15 protein-coding genes are annotated in these 15,013 nt (G+C 53.4%); 9 read left to right on the top strand and 6 right to left on the bottom strand.

Annotated elements, in window-relative coordinates; genetic code table 11:
- Positions 1–4: 4 nt before the first annotated feature.
- Positions 5–1,636, top strand: a complete 1,632-nt coding sequence (locus CUR33_RS13235) for an NAD+ synthase (RefSeq protein ID WP_289239947.1) — start codon at positions 5–7, stop codon at positions 1,634–1,636.
- A 237-nt stretch (positions 1,637–1,873) separates the two neighbouring features.
- Positions 1,874–3,052: an AlbA family DNA-binding domain-containing protein gene (locus CUR33_RS13230; RefSeq protein WP_289239946.1), complete on the top strand. Its 1,179-nt coding sequence runs from the start codon at positions 1,874–1,876 to the stop codon at positions 3,050–3,052.
- A 5-nt stretch (positions 3,053–3,057) separates the two neighbouring features.
- Here CUR33_RS13230 and CUR33_RS13225 read toward each other — a convergent pair whose 3' ends face one another.
- Positions 3,058–3,567, bottom strand: coding sequence for a helix-turn-helix domain-containing protein (locus tag CUR33_RS13225; RefSeq protein ID WP_289239945.1), 510 nt, complete (start codon positions 3,565–3,567; stop codon positions 3,058–3,060).
- A 238-nt stretch (positions 3,568–3,805) separates the two neighbouring features.
- Here CUR33_RS13225 and CUR33_RS13220 point away from each other — a divergent pair, with 238 nt between their 5' ends.
- The 3 genes from CUR33_RS13220 to CUR33_RS13210 all read left to right on the top strand — a co-directional run bounded on the left by CUR33_RS13220 (position 3,806) and on the right by CUR33_RS13210 (position 5,447).
- Positions 3,806–4,252, top strand: a complete 447-nt coding sequence (locus CUR33_RS13220) for a hypothetical protein (RefSeq protein ID WP_289239944.1) — start codon at positions 3,806–3,808, stop codon at positions 4,250–4,252.
- A gap of 3 nt (positions 4,253–4,255) precedes the next feature.
- Positions 4,256–4,654, top strand: a complete 399-nt coding sequence (locus CUR33_RS13215; RefSeq protein ID WP_289239943.1) for a DUF6957 family protein — start codon at positions 4,256–4,258, stop codon at positions 4,652–4,654.
- Positions 4,655–5,138: 484 nt separating this feature from the next.
- On the top strand, positions 5,139–5,447 hold the full coding sequence (locus CUR33_RS13210) for a hypothetical protein (RefSeq protein ID WP_289239942.1): 309 nt from the start codon (positions 5,139–5,141) through the stop codon (positions 5,445–5,447).
- 82 nt (positions 5,448–5,529) lie between these two features.
- On the opposite strand, the gene CUR33_RS13205 is transcribed toward CUR33_RS13210, so the two are convergent.
- From CUR33_RS13205 to CUR33_RS13190, 4 genes are all read right to left on the bottom strand, one after another.
- Positions 5,530–8,907, bottom strand: a complete 3,378-nt coding sequence (locus CUR33_RS13205) for a P-loop NTPase fold protein (RefSeq protein WP_289239941.1) — start codon at positions 8,905–8,907, stop codon at positions 5,530–5,532.
- Between the two features lie 116 nt (positions 8,908–9,023).
- Positions 9,024–10,298, bottom strand: a complete 1,275-nt coding sequence (gene umuC, locus CUR33_RS13200; protein ID WP_289239940.1) for a translesion error-prone DNA polymerase V subunit UmuC — start codon at positions 10,296–10,298, stop codon at positions 9,024–9,026.
- The gene (locus CUR33_RS13195; protein ID WP_289239939.1) at positions 10,295–10,729 is read right to left on the bottom strand and encodes a S24 family peptidase; all 435 of its coding nucleotides are present in this window, start codon (positions 10,727–10,729) and stop codon (positions 10,295–10,297) included. The genes umuC and CUR33_RS13195 overlap by 4 nt, the downstream gene beginning before the upstream one ends.
- Positions 10,730–10,834: 105 nt before the next feature.
- Complete coding sequence (locus tag CUR33_RS13190) at positions 10,835–11,044, bottom strand: carbon storage regulator (protein ID WP_289239938.1); 210 nt, start codon at positions 11,042–11,044, stop codon at positions 10,835–10,837.
- A gap of 104 nt (positions 11,045–11,148) precedes the next feature.
- On the opposite strand from CUR33_RS13190, the gene CUR33_RS13185 reads away from it, so the two are divergent.
- The 4 genes from CUR33_RS13185 to CUR33_RS13170 all read left to right on the top strand — a co-directional run bounded on the left by CUR33_RS13185 (position 11,149) and on the right by CUR33_RS13170 (position 14,544).
- Positions 11,149–11,589: a hypothetical protein gene (locus CUR33_RS13185; protein WP_289239937.1), complete on the top strand. Its 441-nt coding sequence runs from the start codon at positions 11,149–11,151 to the stop codon at positions 11,587–11,589.
- Between the two features lie 316 nt (positions 11,590–11,905).
- The gene (locus CUR33_RS13180) at positions 11,906–12,850 is read left to right on the top strand and encodes a chromate resistance protein ChrB domain-containing protein (protein ID WP_289239936.1); all 945 of its coding nucleotides are present in this window, start codon (positions 11,906–11,908) and stop codon (positions 12,848–12,850) included.
- On the top strand, positions 12,843–14,207 hold the full coding sequence (chrA, locus tag CUR33_RS13175; RefSeq protein WP_121369457.1) for a chromate efflux transporter: 1,365 nt from the start codon (positions 12,843–12,845) through the stop codon (positions 14,205–14,207). Before CUR33_RS13180 ends, chrA begins: the two co-directional genes overlap by 8 nt.
- Before the next feature lie 10 nt (positions 14,208–14,217).
- On the top strand, positions 14,218–14,544 hold the full coding sequence (locus CUR33_RS13170; RefSeq protein ID WP_121369459.1) for a rhodanese-like domain-containing protein: 327 nt from the start codon (positions 14,218–14,220) through the stop codon (positions 14,542–14,544).
- A gap of 106 nt (positions 14,545–14,650) precedes the next feature.
- Here CUR33_RS13170 and CUR33_RS13165 read toward each other — a convergent pair whose 3' ends face one another.
- A complete protein-coding gene (locus CUR33_RS13165) occupies positions 14,651–15,001 on the bottom strand; it encodes a DUF3147 family protein (RefSeq protein ID WP_121369461.1) in 351 nt (116 codons plus the stop codon).
- Positions 15,002–15,013 lie beyond the last annotated feature (12 nt).

Genomic DNA, 15,013 nt, shown 5'->3' with positions numbered 1-15,013 from the left:
CTGAGTGGTGCAACGTTTGAGAGTGGTGATGGCCCAGCTGAACATCCGTGTTGGGGATGTTCGCGGTAATGTTGAGCAGGTTATCGAAGCAACAAGCAGGGCGCGCGATGACCTCAATGCCCAGGTCATTGTGTTCCCAGAGCTAACCCTTTGCGGGTATCCGCCTGAGGACTTGCTCCTCCGCTCAAGCATGCAGAGCCGGATGGAAAAAGCACTACTCCAAGTTCAGGAAGCGGCTCAGGGCATTGCGGTAGTGATCGGCTTCCCCTGGGTCGAAGATGGTGTGCGCTACAACAGCTGCGCAGTCATTTCTGAAGGCAAGGTGATCGCCAGGTACTACAAACAGTGTCTGCCCAATTACCGGGTCTTTGATGAAAAACGCTACTTCGAGCCTGGCACTGAACCATGTGTCGTGAACCTGTTTGGCGTGAAGGTCGGTCTCACGATTTGTGAAGATATCTGGTTTGCCGAGCCTCTCCAGCAAGCCCGCGAAGCCGGCGCGCAGGTGATGCTGACCCTCAATGCCTCCCCCTTCCACCGAGGCAAGCAAGCTGAGCGCGAACGGCTCCTTGCGCAGCGCGCATGCGAATCCGCTATTCCGATGGTTTATGTCAATCAGGTGGGAGGCCAGGATGAACTCGTTTTTGATGGCAACAGCTTTGTTGTTGATGGACAGGGCATAGTTACCCAGCGGGCGCCGGCTTTCGAAGAGGGCCTGTTTGTTTCCGATTTTGAGATCAAGAACGGCTGCATGACTCCGGTGGCTGGCTTGATGAATGAACTTCTCAGTTTGGAGGCAAGCGTTTACCAGGCTTTGGTGGTTGGCGTTCGTGATTACGTCCGGCGCAATGGTTTCAAAGGCGTGGTGCTTGGCCTCTCTGGTGGCATTGACTCTGCACTGTGTCTCGCTATCGCGGTTGATGCCTTGGGCGCTGAGAACGTTGAAGCGGTCATGATGCCTTACCACTACACCGCCCAGATGAGTCAGGATGATGCCAAAGAGGAGGCGGATATCCTGGGTGTCAGGTACAGCGTGCTTCCTATTGCCCCGATGGTTGAGGCATTTCTGAATACGCTCGCACCAATGTTCGAAGGGTTGGCCAAAGACACCACGGAAGAGAATCTCCAAGCCCGGTGTCGTGGCACCTTGCTAATGGCGATCTCCAACAAGAAGCGTTATCTGGTGCTGACCACGGGTAACAAAAGTGAGATGGCGGTCGGGTATGCGACCCTTTATGGGGACATGGCAGGTGGGTTCGATGTTTTGAAGGATGTGCCCAAGACTCTCGTGTTCCGCTTGAGTGAGTATCGCAACACGCTTGGGTATGTCATTCCGCAACGGGTAATTGACCGTCCACCATCAGCAGAGCTTTCGCCAGATCAGAAGGACGAAGATTCTTTGCCCCCTTACCCTGTCCTCGATGAGATCCTGCGCCTGTACATCGAGCAGGATTATTCTGCTAACGCAATCATCGAGCATGGCTTCGACAAGGATTTGGTCTACAAGGTGATTCGACTGGTCGATCTGAATGAGTACAAGCGTCGACAAGCAGCTGTTGGCCCGCGAGTTACCGAGCGCGGATTTGGCCGGGATCGTCGCTACCCAATCACTTCAGGTTGGAGCATTGGCGAGTAATCATCAAATAGTTTGAGTCTTCGGGCAGCGATGCCTAGATCGGCAAAGCTAGTAGCCTTTCTTGAAAGTGGAGGGCGCTAACTGGAGATGGCTAGGCGCGCCTCTACCCATTCCGGAATGCCACTGGGTAGTCGGAAGACCAAGCTCTCTCTGATCGCTCAGTGCATCCGACCTACCGCTTAGACGGTCATCATGCTCAAATTCAGCTCACACCAATGTCAGGGAGTGAGTGCGTAGATGATCGAGCTGCTAAGCAGGCTGCGCTACAGAAGCGAAGGCCCTGACATCGACTTTAAGTCTGCCCAGTACCGCTTCAACGGCGGAAGCGAGGTAGATAAAGCAGAGATGCTCAAGGACATACTCGCCATCGCTAATTCATGGCGCGAAGGCCCTGGCTATATCCTTTTGGGGTTCAAGGATAACCGTCCCCACCCTGCTGAAGTCGTTGGCATTCAAGACAGTATCGACGATTCTCGGATACAGCAGTTTGTGAATAGCAAGGTCAAACCGAAGCTGACCTTCAGCTACGAAGAGCATTTGTACGAGGGGATGACTGTCGGCGTCATCACTATCCCGAAGCAGAAGCGTCCGTTTTACATCACCAATGCTTACGGCAGGCTCAAGAGTAATGTGGTGTATGTTCGCCGTGGCAGCAGTACAGATGAAGCTGAGCCACCAGAAGCCACTGCAATGGCAATCAACGATGACGGACGTAAAGAGCTGAAGCTAGATCTGTCCGTACTCACCCCGCAAAATGAAGCCCTCCCAAGTACCTTTGCCCACAAATATCTGCGGTTTGCTGAGAGGTTCCCGGACTTCGTAAGGCAGCGGGAACCCTCAGGCCCATTCGACATTTACGGTTACTCGGCCCTGGAGCGAGACAATCGCGACTTCTGGAGGGAATATGCCGAGTACGTGCGAGTAGACGAAGCGTTGATCGAGATGCAGTTTGTGCTGGTCAATCAATCCAGCATGCAGCTGTCAAATGCGAAGCTTGAGGTCTCTGTTGACGAGCTTGATGCCCAATCATTTGAAATGATTCCAGGATGCGACATACCTAACAAACCAGAGGCCGAGTGGAATATTACCGATCACATAACAACGGCACAGGATGTCATGGCGCGTCAAAGCCGAGCGTTGCAGATAGACGTGTGCGGCCCGAAACTGACGTGCCACATACGCCTTGGATCCCTCCTGCCGGGTGAGCAGGGGCGCTCTGAAACGTTGGCGCTTATCCCTCATGCTCCTGGCGCTTTCCGTATCCGTCTGCGCATATTGGGGAGCGAGCTTCCTGAGCCACTGGAGCAGGAGCTTGTCATTGAAACAGCAGGCGAGGTTGATTCGCTCAACTTCGAACAGTTCAAGCAATTCGTCAGAGTACAGCACCTAGCTGACCTGCAAGAATCAGCAGAATAGCGCGATCACTCCTCGCCCTCAGGCCAGTGCCGTTGCACTGTCCTGACTGTCACCCCTAGCCGGCGAGCAACCTCTTGCTTGTGCAACCCCTCGCGCTGCATCCGCATCACCTCGGCACGTACGCTGTCCTTTCTCTGCCTCGCTATAGTGCGCACAGCGCCAACTGGCGCAACCAGACTAAGGCTGCCATTAGCCAGCAACGTGCCAAGCCGTGCACTACTCACAGCGATCTGTTTCTCAACACTCAGGCCGGAAAGGCGGGCTTCAACAATCAAAAATACGTCGCTTGGAGCAACGCCAAGCACTTCACAGAGCCCAACCAAGGTCTCAATCTTAATGACTGTCAGACCGTTTTCGACCTGGCTTAGATTCGCAACGCTCAGCACGGCAACACAATCAGTGAGCGCGAGACCGGCCTGCAACCTAACGTCTCGCAGCACCTGCCCCAATACCGCTTCGAACCTCATTTTGTTTGAGCCCAAAAACTGAGCATCAAAGCAGCTTTGACGCGACATCTCTTTATCGTCTACGATAAATTAAATGTCGCACAAGGTTATCAGAAATCTCCGTCAATTAATGCCAATTGAAATTATCGACGCCTGGTAACAGCCGCCATGACATCAAGCGGAATCCAAGCCCAAGACAGCCGAGCCCAACATGGGTATTGCCCAGACATTGCTCCTGTGTCAGTGAATACAACCTGCCTGCGTGATGACGGTGCAAATGAATAGATTTTTGAAGCGGAGGAACACCATGACTGCTCAAGCCGGGCATATAGACTTTGAGTTCAAGTCAGAAAGCGCAGGCATCTGGTGCCTTAACAAAATAGGTAGCGAACGCTGGATGAGCATTACGCTTGCCTGTGTCGAAACCAATGGCGTTGTAAACACTATCGCTACAAATGATCCGGAGATCATCAAGCGAATCCTCAATGCCCCCGGCGAAGGGCTGTACATCCGAAGTTTTCAAATGGTCTCAAGCTGTGATTTTCCCGACAATAAAGGAATTGCAGTGGCCGATGTCTTAAAGCTAATCGAGCAGCGAACGAAGCGAGGAGAACTCTTTCACCTCGTGCATACCAAGTTCAATTGCTATCAATTCGGAGGGCCTCCCAAGGTCATGGCAAGTCAAGTTCAGATGGGGTCTGATGTAGTGCTCTACACCGCTGAGCCTCCTGCACGACGTTATTACGGCGGTTAATCGATGAAACAGCTGAATGAGGTAATCGATCTGCTTTTTAGTGCCGGGATTCCAATACCAGGGGCTAAGGTCAGTCAGGAAGAAGCTGTACGGATTGTCCGTGAGCACCATCCGTATGCTGAATACTGCATCGTGTCCAAATGGCGCTGGATCGACTTAGATGTAACACCAGAGCAACGCGCCGAATTGGCTAGAACTAACCGACAGCCTGTTGTTATCTACGCCGATACCGTGATTTATGATAGTCAGCGCAGGTGGGATGTTGGCGACTTTGTGCGCACAAGTTATCTCCATAAATTCGAAGACGGATTCATCTTCCAAACCCTAAATACGATTTACATACTGATCGGCGATGGCATCAGAACAAGAGCTTCTCTTGAGACCCTTGGGCGCATTTTTTGATGCCAGCAGCCGGCCTATCAAGACGCACCAAGCTACGCCTGATCAAAGCACAAAACACACAGTTTTCATGGCGAGTGACTGGATACCTGACTGATGTCCATATCTTCGCCAGGTCTGCCGTGGGGCGCGTTTTCAGCCATCAAAGCTCACGAAAAGTCTTTCGTGAAGGGACAACAATCCGCACGTCCGATGTAATTCACTTGCACCGCGAAGCAGGCTTCTGGGTGTTACATACAACAAGCGGTAGCTTCTACGTCGTCGCGACGTTTGAACGCAAAATTGGGTGGTACTCGCTGATGCAATTTAGAGCTTCTGGGCAAGCTAAGTTGCGCTTGCCGCAGCGTCTGTTTCACTGACGTCCCTAATCACTAACCTTCGATATACTGGGGTAGGCTGATGCCCGATTCTTTTGACACCTGTTGATGTATGCATCGATAAAAGTCGACTACGATTTTTATGCGACCACTACCAAGGTGATGTATCAATGCCGACAATACCAGAGCAGTATGTAATTCTCGCGAAGATGATCGGCGATTTATGCGAGATTAAAAAGGAATATTATCACCTCTGGCATTACACCTGCGGTAAGTCAGTACCGGATGACTATCGGAAAGCTATGGATAGCCTGATGGAAAATGCCAAAAATGAGTGTGGGCACTGGGCTGTGACAGATCCTATATTTCATTTTTATTGGGAGATTTGGTGGGCTTTCCATCGCGTTTCTACCCCCCTGGATACGGAAGAGATAAGACGCGTTCTGCGTAAGAAATTGGAAATCGAAATTGAACTGTGAATTTTTGCATCTACATGGGATGGATGTTACACCGGCTGCTAGTCAGTCCAGCAGCCGAAGTACCGAGTCTACAGCCCAGCCCTCAGGCCTGTGGTTTTTCAGCCCCTGCTGTTTCAGCGCCGCCTCCATCCTTCAGCTCATCGTCAGGCCCTGTCTCCACCTGTCGTGCCATTAACGACTTGAAGATGCCGACGAAACCACGTTTCCTAGAGAACGTCTTGTATAGGCGTGGAGCTGGCGTCTCTAGCTTGCTCACAACCGATGCTAAGGCGTTTCTAAAATCTTCTGAGTAACTATATTTAGCAAGCTGTTCAGCTTTGTTATCTAGGAATGAAATGGCTTTACCTTCTGACTCGGCATTTCGTGCCAAATACTCCAACAGAGCTAGCAGCACACCAATTTCGCCAGCATTGGCTGGCTGCACATCGGGGATTAACGATCCAAATTCCGCGAGCAACAACGCCACTGGCTCAGGCTTACTCTCGGCGGAGTAGATCAATGTACGAAGCTCGGTGCCCAACACGTTCTTTGAGTCAGTGCCGATGATTCGTAGCACCTGATTAATGTTCAACTGAACGTAATCTTCAAGATGATGATTAGTCGGATCAGTAACACTATTGGTGAACAGGCTCAAGACTGCTGCTTTGGCATTACTAGGATCCTCTAGATACTCACCTTTTCTAGCTATATGGCTAACTACATGATGATACACATCAGTATTGGCGGAGATAACACCTATCCAATCCTCTTCATCCCGATCCACCGAAGAGAAGTACTCCACGGCCTTAGCCACAAATGCCTTGAATGGTGTTGCATCGCTAGTGAAGACAGCCTCTACAAATTGCGAATCTTGACTTGCAAGATCCTCAGCGGCCTCTAGCGTGAACCTCTCCCAATCTGAATACCATGAAAGGATTTGATCACGTTCTACGCCATAGATTTTAAGCGAGCTAACAAGAGAAGTGAAATTATTGCGTACCCACCCGTGGGTTAGAGAATAAACGACTTTCTGACTAATCATCCAGGCAATGACTTCGGCCATGCTGTCTCGGAGGTCTGCTATCTCATAGGCATCAAAAATCATCCTACTAGTAAGGGTGGCGCGACAAACAATCTTGAATAGGTCTGAACGAAGAATATCGCGCAAATTATCAAGACCTGAGAGCTTCACAGCGCTCTTAGTTCGCAAGTATGCCACTGCTGCAACAGTCGTCGTCAGCATAGTTGCGTGACTAGTGCTGATCGACTCAATTCGAGCAAGCGTCGCGCTATCGATTTCTTTTGCCAGAAGCATGCCTATAGCCGCAGACACATTGGTTGGATCTGCTGCGTAAATATCCAATAACGAGCTTAGGTCGCCAGGCTCAAGCCCGCCCTGCACGCCATCACCCATTTTACGTGTACTATAGGTAATATTCAGTGCAGGAGTGACATAGTCTGGATCCAATGGAATGTAGCCAAACGGATAACCTTCAGTACTCGCCATTTGCTGGTGTGCATTATTAAGTGCTGCATTGGATATAGTGAAGAGCTCTGGCCTAAACACAAGTAGCTCTTCCTGCGGAAGAACCACGTGAAATAAGTACTCTGCACGGTTAACCGTCACGCTCTTAAATGACTCTCCCAATGCATCCAAACAGATATCATATTCGGCGAGCTGCTGTTGCAACGGGGCAATATTTTCCTTGGTGACAGGTTTTTGATATGCCCCTAGAAATAGTGATCTCAGCCTGTCTCGGTGCTTAAGGAAGGGCTCCTTGTCTAAACCCAGTGCAATAAGCGCTTTTATTGCAGGATAGAAGCCATCCTCGGTCTCCTCTGATGGAGTAACGGTTTTCTTCTCAGCATTAAATGCACTTATAGCCTTCTCTATCCAGGTATTCGCTTCACTGGCATAGGCCTTGTGAAGTGTAATTAGTGTTTCTTGTAGTTCGCTATATTCATCCAGATGCCGCTTGAATGCATCCCAGAAGCCAAATAGCCCTGTCAGCGAGGCAAATCTCTCACCATCCTGCTGCGATACAGCTTCGCGTAGCGGCTCATCCAATAGCTCCGCTACAGCAATGGTGCTTGTAGTCAGAAAATGCACTTGGAGCAACTGTATCTGCCAGCCGCTTTCTATATTAGTCCCTGCAACAGCTGTTAATGACTGTAGGGTTGCTTGGATGGCATCAGCAGCCTGGGCACCAATTTTTTCCCTATATTTAGGAGAAGGCCCACCAACTCTCAGGATTTCATCAATAGGATGTTCATTGTATTTGCACAGCAAATAGTGGGCTGCAATACATGTCAACTGCGCAACCCCTTCATCTAAAATTGATGCCGTGGTGGCAATGTCATTGATGAATTTTTTCTGGAGCCTTGGTGTGACTAACCCGTTTGCCATTGGGCTATGCCGCTGCAAGAGCACGGCACATTTCTCAGCTTCACTAATCGAATCGGCGCCAAATGTATATTGCCAAAGATCCAGAAACCCTTTCTTCCAACCAGAGGCAATTACCGGAGGAGCTCTAAATACCACAGGGAATTTCTTGGCGATAAAATCTTTCGAGTCGTAGTTTCCATCTTGCTCGGGGCTTAGATACTTAGCAACCCTTGTAGAGCAGAACGGAACAATAACCGAAAGATTTTTCACCCCTGCGATCCAGGTAAAAATCTCTAAATCGCTCCACACACTCCGAAGGCTGTCTTTGGGTAGTCGATCAAGATTGTCTAGTACAACGATATAGTTGATTTTCTTAACGACCCCCAGTTGCGAGTACAAAGTCTTCTTCAAGTCTAGCGGAGTGACTTCTTTTGCTATTTCAATTTTCTCATTAATATAGTCATCACTACTACCTTTAAAGAGGCTCAGTAGACTCCAGCTTTTTCCGCCTACCGTTTCTTTTCTGTGGAATAACTTAGCCAAACCTAGAATCAAACCAGGGCTTAGCAATGAACACCAATGCAGAATCTGAACCCACACAGCAACGGGGTCGGTTGATCGGCTAATAGCGGACAATTCTTTAAATGAGCTTGATGAGAAAAACAATGAAGTCAGCAGTGCCAGTGCCCAGGCACTCACCCGGCTTGTAGTTTTCTTCCTGTAAGTGAATTCCCGCCCAAGAGCCACATCTCTATTGGCCTTAAGCTGATCGCGTTCTCCATCACTAAGCGAGTCCGACTTCATGAGTTCTTCTGTGAATAACTCTATAAAGTGGCTTTTAATGGATCCCTGGTAGTTTTGCTCACAGTCGAAAAACCAGACCTTGTAACCTTGATCTCTCTCTGAAAGCAGAACATCAAGCATGTGTAGTATCGAGCTTTTCCCCGAGCCAAACTCACCATCCAGGCCTATCACTCGGGATGATTCAGAGTTTAGGATGTACGATGAGATGGCCTGAGCTACCTTTTGATGGCTTCCACCGGGGAATGCATCAGTGTTGGCAGGGTGTTCGCTATGGAAGTTCACTTTTAGCACGGCAAGTCCTTGTTATTTAGGCGAGTCCTTTCAGCAGGCACTTGCCCCAACATACCTTTTTCATTGCCACTGACAGTAGCGCAATGGCATCACAGGGTCTACTTGCACCCTCCAAGCTAACCCCTCACCCCAATCAGTTCATCCCACCGCGTCGTATACCTCTGGCTCAGCATCTCCCTGCGCATCGCCCACACCGGCTTCATCGGTACACGGCCAATACGCACAGTGCCCCGTCCTTCCCGCTGGTTGATCCGGTCAACAACTTTCATCAACTGCTCTGCACCAGGCCTTGGTTTGGGCGCAAAAAGATCCGGTGTCCGCTCACCTCGCTGACTCAAATCCATGAGCAAAATGGAGCATTTGGAGAAGGGATATCCAGGGCGGTAGATCTGACTCAGGCCTCGCTGGGCGAGCGCTAGAATCTCACGCGTGTCATCGGTAGGCGCAGGTAAAGCCAAGGTCACCGCGTTGGCGTAACGCGGCCCATTGAGATCGGCCAGCTGCGTCTGAAGGCCTACCTGAATGGAGCTGCACAGCGAGCCCTGGGCACGAAGTTTCTCGGCGGCTCGGGACACATAAGCAGCCAATGCCTCGCGAATAGGCGGCAGCTCCGTCTGGCGCACCCCAAACATTTTACTTGAGGAGATCGCCTCTTTAGGGGGCGGGCCTTCGTTGAAACCGATACAGCTGATACCGCGCAGCTCCCTCGCAGTGCGCTCCATTGTCACCCCGAACGTTTTGCGCAGCGTACCGATATCGAACGCAGCTAGATCCCATGCTGTCGCGATGTTCAGAGCCGCAAGCTTGGCCGCCGAGCGATGGCCCACGCCCCATACCTCGGACACGGGGGCCAGGCGTAGAAGCCTCTCCTGGCGAACAGGATCAGTGAGATCGAGCACGCCACCCGTGCCTTTCCATTTTTTTGCTGCCCAATTGGCAAGCTTCGCGAGGGTTTTGGTGGTGCTGATGCCCACTCCAACCGGCATACCAATCTCACGTGCCAGGCGTTCACGAATCTTGCGACCCAGTGCTGCTGGATCAGCCACACCGGTCATGTTCCCCCATGCTTCATCGATGGAGTACACCTCAATGCCCGGCAGCATCTCAGCCATCACGCGCATCACACGATTGCTGATGTCGGCATAGAGCGTGTAGTTGCTGGAGCACGCCACTACGCCCTGGCGGCGTAACTCAAGGCGCACCTTGTGGTAAGCGGCGCCCATGCCGATGCCCAGAGCCTTGGCCTCAGCTGAACGGGCGATGATGCAGCCGTCATTGTTCGACAGAACCACAACTGGCCGGCGCTTGAGTTCTGGTTGGCAGATGCGCTCGCAGCTGCAATAGAACGAATTGCAGTCGATGAGCGCGAACACTCGACGCATGGCGCTCATGACGACACACAGCTGACCACCCAGCTGACTACGCCCCAAACCTCGATGATCTCTTCACCGTCCAGTTGGACATCCGGGACGATAGGGTCAGCGGCTTTCAGCCAGCGACCTCCGAAAAGATCACGCTGAACCAGCCGCACCCGGTAGCCATCCCCCAGGTCGACCACCACTAGCTTGTCGTCCAGATGGCTTGCTGCTCTATTCACGATCAGCCGATCACCAGGAAAGATCCCGAAGCCCAGCAGCGAGTCATCCAGCACGCGCACGCCCCAGACATGCGGAGCACCCAGCCCCGTCAGACGATCCAGAGAAAGCCCTTCCTCCTTCTCGTCCTCAGCGGGAGATTGGAAGCCGGTGATACGCAGGTCAGCCACATCGGCGAGCAAGCGTTCTCGCAGGCGCTGACCACGAGCAAGGATGGAAAGGGACATCGGGACACTTCCGCACTAATCTGTATATGCATACAGTATTCGAGAAGGATAGAAATCGGTCAACTGAAGACTGGGGCGTTGCCGACAGGAGGAAGACCCTCTCGGTCAGGCATCGATCAGCTCATCGCGGAGGATGAGCATCTGCTTCGGGGCCTCGATACCTATACGGACTTGGGATTGGCCCTGGATAGCGCCGATATGCATGGTTATGCCGTCACGGAGCAATTCCTTGAGAAGCTTCTCGGTGTCGACGCCAGGATCGATAGTCAGGCGGATCATCTCGCCTTCGCGGCGAGTGACGGTCAGATAGCCCATTGAGCAAGTCCTTTGCTGAGTAAGTGAATGTGCATCCTGCACCGGCAGTCTAGAACAAGGTGACGGATTTCGAATGCACTGCTGCTAAGCGTTAGGAGACAGGTATGTGCGGAGGCGTTGAGGCCCGCGAGGCGGACAAGGTCTGGAAAATTTATTTCCCCAATCCAAGAGCGGCCATTCCAGTGTTGATGGAGGACAGTGGTCAGCAGGACTGGATCACGTGGGGTAGGCGCACCGAACAACCTGGTTATGGCCCCACCGGTGGTTGGGCGAAGCTCAGCACTGTTCAGGCCGGAGGCTGGGCCAAATACCACCCACGCCGTGCTTTCGGCATGGTTCAGCGCTTCATGGAGAAAGAAGGTCAGCCAGGTGAGAGGAGGAGGACGTCACATTGGTTCGATGTGCCTGAGGGCTGGGCGTTGGAGTGCCTGGTGATCGGTGAAGGAGAGCAGCGGCGGGTCTACGTCGTGACCACCACACCACCAGCGGAACATGCGTGGATACATGATCGGTGGCCGCTGCTGACACAGCTGAAGAGTGGTTAGCAGAGCCATCTCCGAAGTGGTCAACTGAGCCCACGGCTTCCTTACGAAACGATACCCGCATTGGTAGGGCCATTCATTTTTCCAGCTGAATGATCGTTTCGGCAGGTTCGACCTTGATCCAGCAGGGTCAAGCCAGTAGCCAAGATCATACGTTGTGATAGTCAGAACTGGCCGACCCCAGCCAGATGCAACAGGCACAAAGCGGCCAAAAGCGGCCAGTCGTAACGGGCAATCATCGGCCAACTAATTAGTGCTTTACAATCACCCAGCACTAAAATAGAGTAATGATTATTACCTAATTGGTATTTTACTCTACATGAATAGTTGGTTATCCCTGATCATCGCCTTGCCGACCGCTAACGCCACAGAGCGTATGCGTGCCTGGCGTGCCCTCAAGAGCAGTGGCGCTGCGGTACTGCGCGATGGGGTCTATTTGCTGCCCGACACTCCCGCCTGCCGAGAAGCATTGGAGGCTGTTGAGCGCGACATCCTGGGTAGCAATGGCACAGCCTTTCTGCTGCCCATCAATGATCCGCAAGGCGAGCGTTTTATCGAGCTATTCGACCGTAGCGAGGACTACGCCAAGCTGCGCGTCGATATCGAGGCGTGCCAGGCTCAGCTGACTTCGGATAGCGCCCTCGCCAGCACCAAGCAGGTACGCAAGCTGCGCAAGGCGTTTGCGCAGGTGGCGGCCATCGATTTCTTCCCTGCGGCAGCGCGGCAACAGACCGATACGGCCCTCAAAACACTCGAAACGGCCATCAGCCGGGCACTGTCGCAGGATGAACCTAGCAGTCACGATCAGCCTATCGAACAGCTTGATCGTCGCGACTACCAAGGCCGCCTCTGGGCTACGCGCAAGCGGCCCTGGGTTGACCGATTGGCCAGCGCCTGGCTGATCCGGCGCTGCATCGATCCGAGTGCTCGCATTCTCTGGCTGGACACGCCAAGTGATTGCCCTGCTGAGGCGCTGGGTTTCGATTTCGACGGCGCGACCTTTAGCCATGTAGGCAGTCGCGTCACATTCGAAACCCTGCAATCCAGCTTTACGCTGGCCGAGCCAGGCCTAAGCCGCATCGCGGCTCTGGTGCATTACCTGGATGTCGGTGGCGTTCAACCCGCCGAGGCGGTCGGCATCGAGCGTGTATTGGCCGGGCTGCGCGAAACCATCCTCAATGACGACCACCTGCTAACGGCTGCTTGCGCCATCTTCGATGGGTTGCTGGCGGCATTCGTGAAAGAAGAGACCTCTGATGAATGAGACCACACTGCCGCCTGTAGAGCAGGATCTGCCACGTGCCGAGCCTGTCAGTTTGCTCCAGGCTTTTCTGTTCTGGCTCAAGCTCGGTTTCATCAGCTTCGGTGGCCCAGCCGGACAGATCTCGATCATGCACCAGGAGCTGGTGGAGCGTCGGCGCTGGATCTCCGAGCGGCGTTTTCTGCATGCCCTGAACTACTGCATGCTGCTGCCCGGCCCGGAGGCCCAGCAGTTGGCCACCTATATCGGCTGGCTGATGCACCGCACCTGGGGCGGTGTGATTGCAGGGGTGCTATTCGTGTTGCCCTCACTGTTTATCCTGATCGCGCTGTCGTGGGTCTATATCGCCTTCGGCGATGTGCCGGTGGTGGCCGGACTGTTCTATGGGATCAAGCCCGCCGTGACCGCTATTGTGGTACAGGCCGCTCACCGCATCGGCTCCCGTGCATTGAAGAACAACTGGCTGTGGGCAATAGCTGCTGCTTCATTCGTGGCGATATTCGCCCTCAACCTGCCGTTCCCACTAATCGTGCTGGGGGCCGCCGTGATCGGTTATTTCGGTGGGCGTTTCGCCCCAGAGAAGTTCAGCGTTGGCGGTGGTCATGGCGCTGCCAAGCAGTCTTATGGCCCGGCGCTGATTGATGACGACACCCCAACACCGGAACATGCACGCTTCCGCTGGCCACGCCTGGTTTTGCTGGCGGCAATAGGCGCGGCGCTGTGGGCATTGCCCATGGGGCTGTTGACCGCGCTGTTCGGCTGGGAAGGTACGCTGACGCAGATGGGCTGGTTCTTCACCAAAGCAGCACTGCTGACCTTCGGCGGTGCCTATGCGGTGCTCCCCTATGTCTACCAGGGCGCAGTCGGCCACTACGGCTGGCTGACTCCGACACAGATGATCGACGGTCTGGCTCTGGGTGAAACTACGCCAGGGCCACTGATCATGGTGGTGGCTTTTGTAGGTTTCGTCGGCGGCTACGTGCAACAGGTGTTCGGGGCAGATCAGGCCTTCCTAGCCGGTGCCGTGGCCGCCAGCCTGGTCACCTGGTTCACCTTCCTGCCGTCATTCCTGATCATTCTCGCCGGCGGCCCGCTGGTGGAATCGACCCACAACGAACTGAAGTTCACCGCACCGCTGACGGCCATCACCGCCGCCGTAGTCGGGGTGATTCTCAACTTGGCGTTGTTCTTCGGCTATCACGTGCTCTGGCCGCAAGGCTTCGCGGGGACTTTCGACTGGCCTTCGGCACTCATTGCTGTGGCGGCGGCGGTGGCCTTGTTTCGCTTCAAACGCGGCGTCATCCAAGTGCTGATGGCCTGTGCGTTGGCCGGGCTGGTGGTACACCTGCTGCAAAATTGAGAGGTAGAAGATGAGCAGAATCTCGATATGCGAACTGGCGGAATGGCAGGCAGCAGATCGGACGTTCACTTTGCTGGATGTGCGCCGTACGAGCGTCCGGCTTGCCGATGCCCAAGAAATCGCCGGCGCACACTGGCGTGATCCTGAGGATGTCTTCACTTGGAAAGATCAGGTTACACGGGACAGGCCAGTGATTGTCTATTGCGCCAAAGGGCATGAAATCAGCCAGGGCATCGCCGCTACTCTGGAGGCCATGGGCCTGGATGCGCGCTACCTGATCGATGGCTTTGCTGGCTGGCACGGCGCTGGCCGGCCCACCCGGAGTTTATCCCGGTAGGCAGGAGGTGCTGCATAAAATGGATCACCCGCGAGCGCCCGAGAATCGACCGAGTCACATGCCCTTTAACGTTTACGCAGACAATGGGCGATGTACTTACTTGGCCTTATAGCAGTTCGATGCCAAAACGGCGGACGCATAAGGCAAACAAACCGAAACAAGCTGCGGTAGCGACGATGTAGATCAGCAGAGCTGGCCAGAAGCCGAAGCGGGTCAGAAGCATGGGAAACGCGAGTAGCGTCGGCAAGGTGGGCAACACGTACCAGAAGGTGTACCACGCATGGTTAGCGATCTTTTCTGCTGGCTGGTTTTCAACGTTTAGCCAGATAAGCGTCAGTACGGTGATCAGGGGCAGCGCCGCAATAAGGCCCCCAAATTTGTCACTACGCTTCGCGATCTCCGAGACCACAACGACCACGATTGCTGTCAGGAAATATTTGCTGATAACCCAAGCCATCTTGCATCTCCT

The sequence above is a fragment of the Pseudomonas sp. FEMGT703P genome (assembly GCF_002786345.1).
GTDB lineage: Bacteria > Pseudomonadota > Gammaproteobacteria > Pseudomonadales > Pseudomonadaceae > Aquipseudomonas > Aquipseudomonas peli.
The sequence above is the reverse complement of the archived record's forward strand: the minus strand, read 5'-3'. Positions and strand labels throughout refer to the sequence as shown.

Coding starts and splice junctions, on each gene's coding strand:
- CUR33_RS13230 (WP_289239946.1), top strand. CDS start 1,874: ATGATCGAGCTGCTAAGCAGGCTGCGCTACAGAAGCGAAGGCCCTGAC.
- CUR33_RS13215 (WP_289239943.1), top strand. CDS start 4,256: ATGAAACAGCTGAATGAGGTAATCGATCTGCTTTTTAGTGCCGGGATT.
- umuC (WP_289239940.1), bottom strand. CDS start 10,298: ATGAGCGCCATGCGTCGAGTGTTCGCGCTCATCGACTGCAATTCGTTC.
- CUR33_RS13210 (WP_289239942.1), top strand. CDS start 5,139: ATGCCGACAATACCAGAGCAGTATGTAATTCTCGCGAAGATGATCGGC.
- CUR33_RS13185 (WP_289239937.1), top strand. CDS start 11,149: ATGTGCGGAGGCGTTGAGGCCCGCGAGGCGGACAAGGTCTGGAAAATT.
- chrA (WP_121369457.1), top strand. CDS start 12,843: ATGAATGAGACCACACTGCCGCCTGTAGAGCAGGATCTGCCACGTGCC.
- CUR33_RS13170 (WP_121369459.1), top strand. CDS start 14,218: ATGAGCAGAATCTCGATATGCGAACTGGCGGAATGGCAGGCAGCAGAT.
- CUR33_RS13220 (WP_289239944.1), top strand. CDS start 3,806: ATGACTGCTCAAGCCGGGCATATAGACTTTGAGTTCAAGTCAGAAAGC.
- CUR33_RS13165 (WP_121369461.1), bottom strand. CDS start 15,001: ATGGCTTGGGTTATCAGCAAATATTTCCTGACAGCAATCGTGGTCGTT.
- CUR33_RS13225 (WP_289239945.1), bottom strand. CDS start 3,567: ATGTCGCGTCAAAGCTGCTTTGATGCTCAGTTTTTGGGCTCAAACAAA.
- CUR33_RS13190 (WP_289239938.1), bottom strand. CDS start 11,044: ATGGGCTATCTGACCGTCACTCGCCGCGAAGGCGAGATGATCCGCCTG.
- CUR33_RS13195 (WP_289239939.1), bottom strand. CDS start 10,729: ATGTCCCTTTCCATCCTTGCTCGTGGTCAGCGCCTGCGAGAACGCTTG.
- CUR33_RS13180 (WP_289239936.1), top strand. CDS start 11,906: ATGAATAGTTGGTTATCCCTGATCATCGCCTTGCCGACCGCTAACGCC.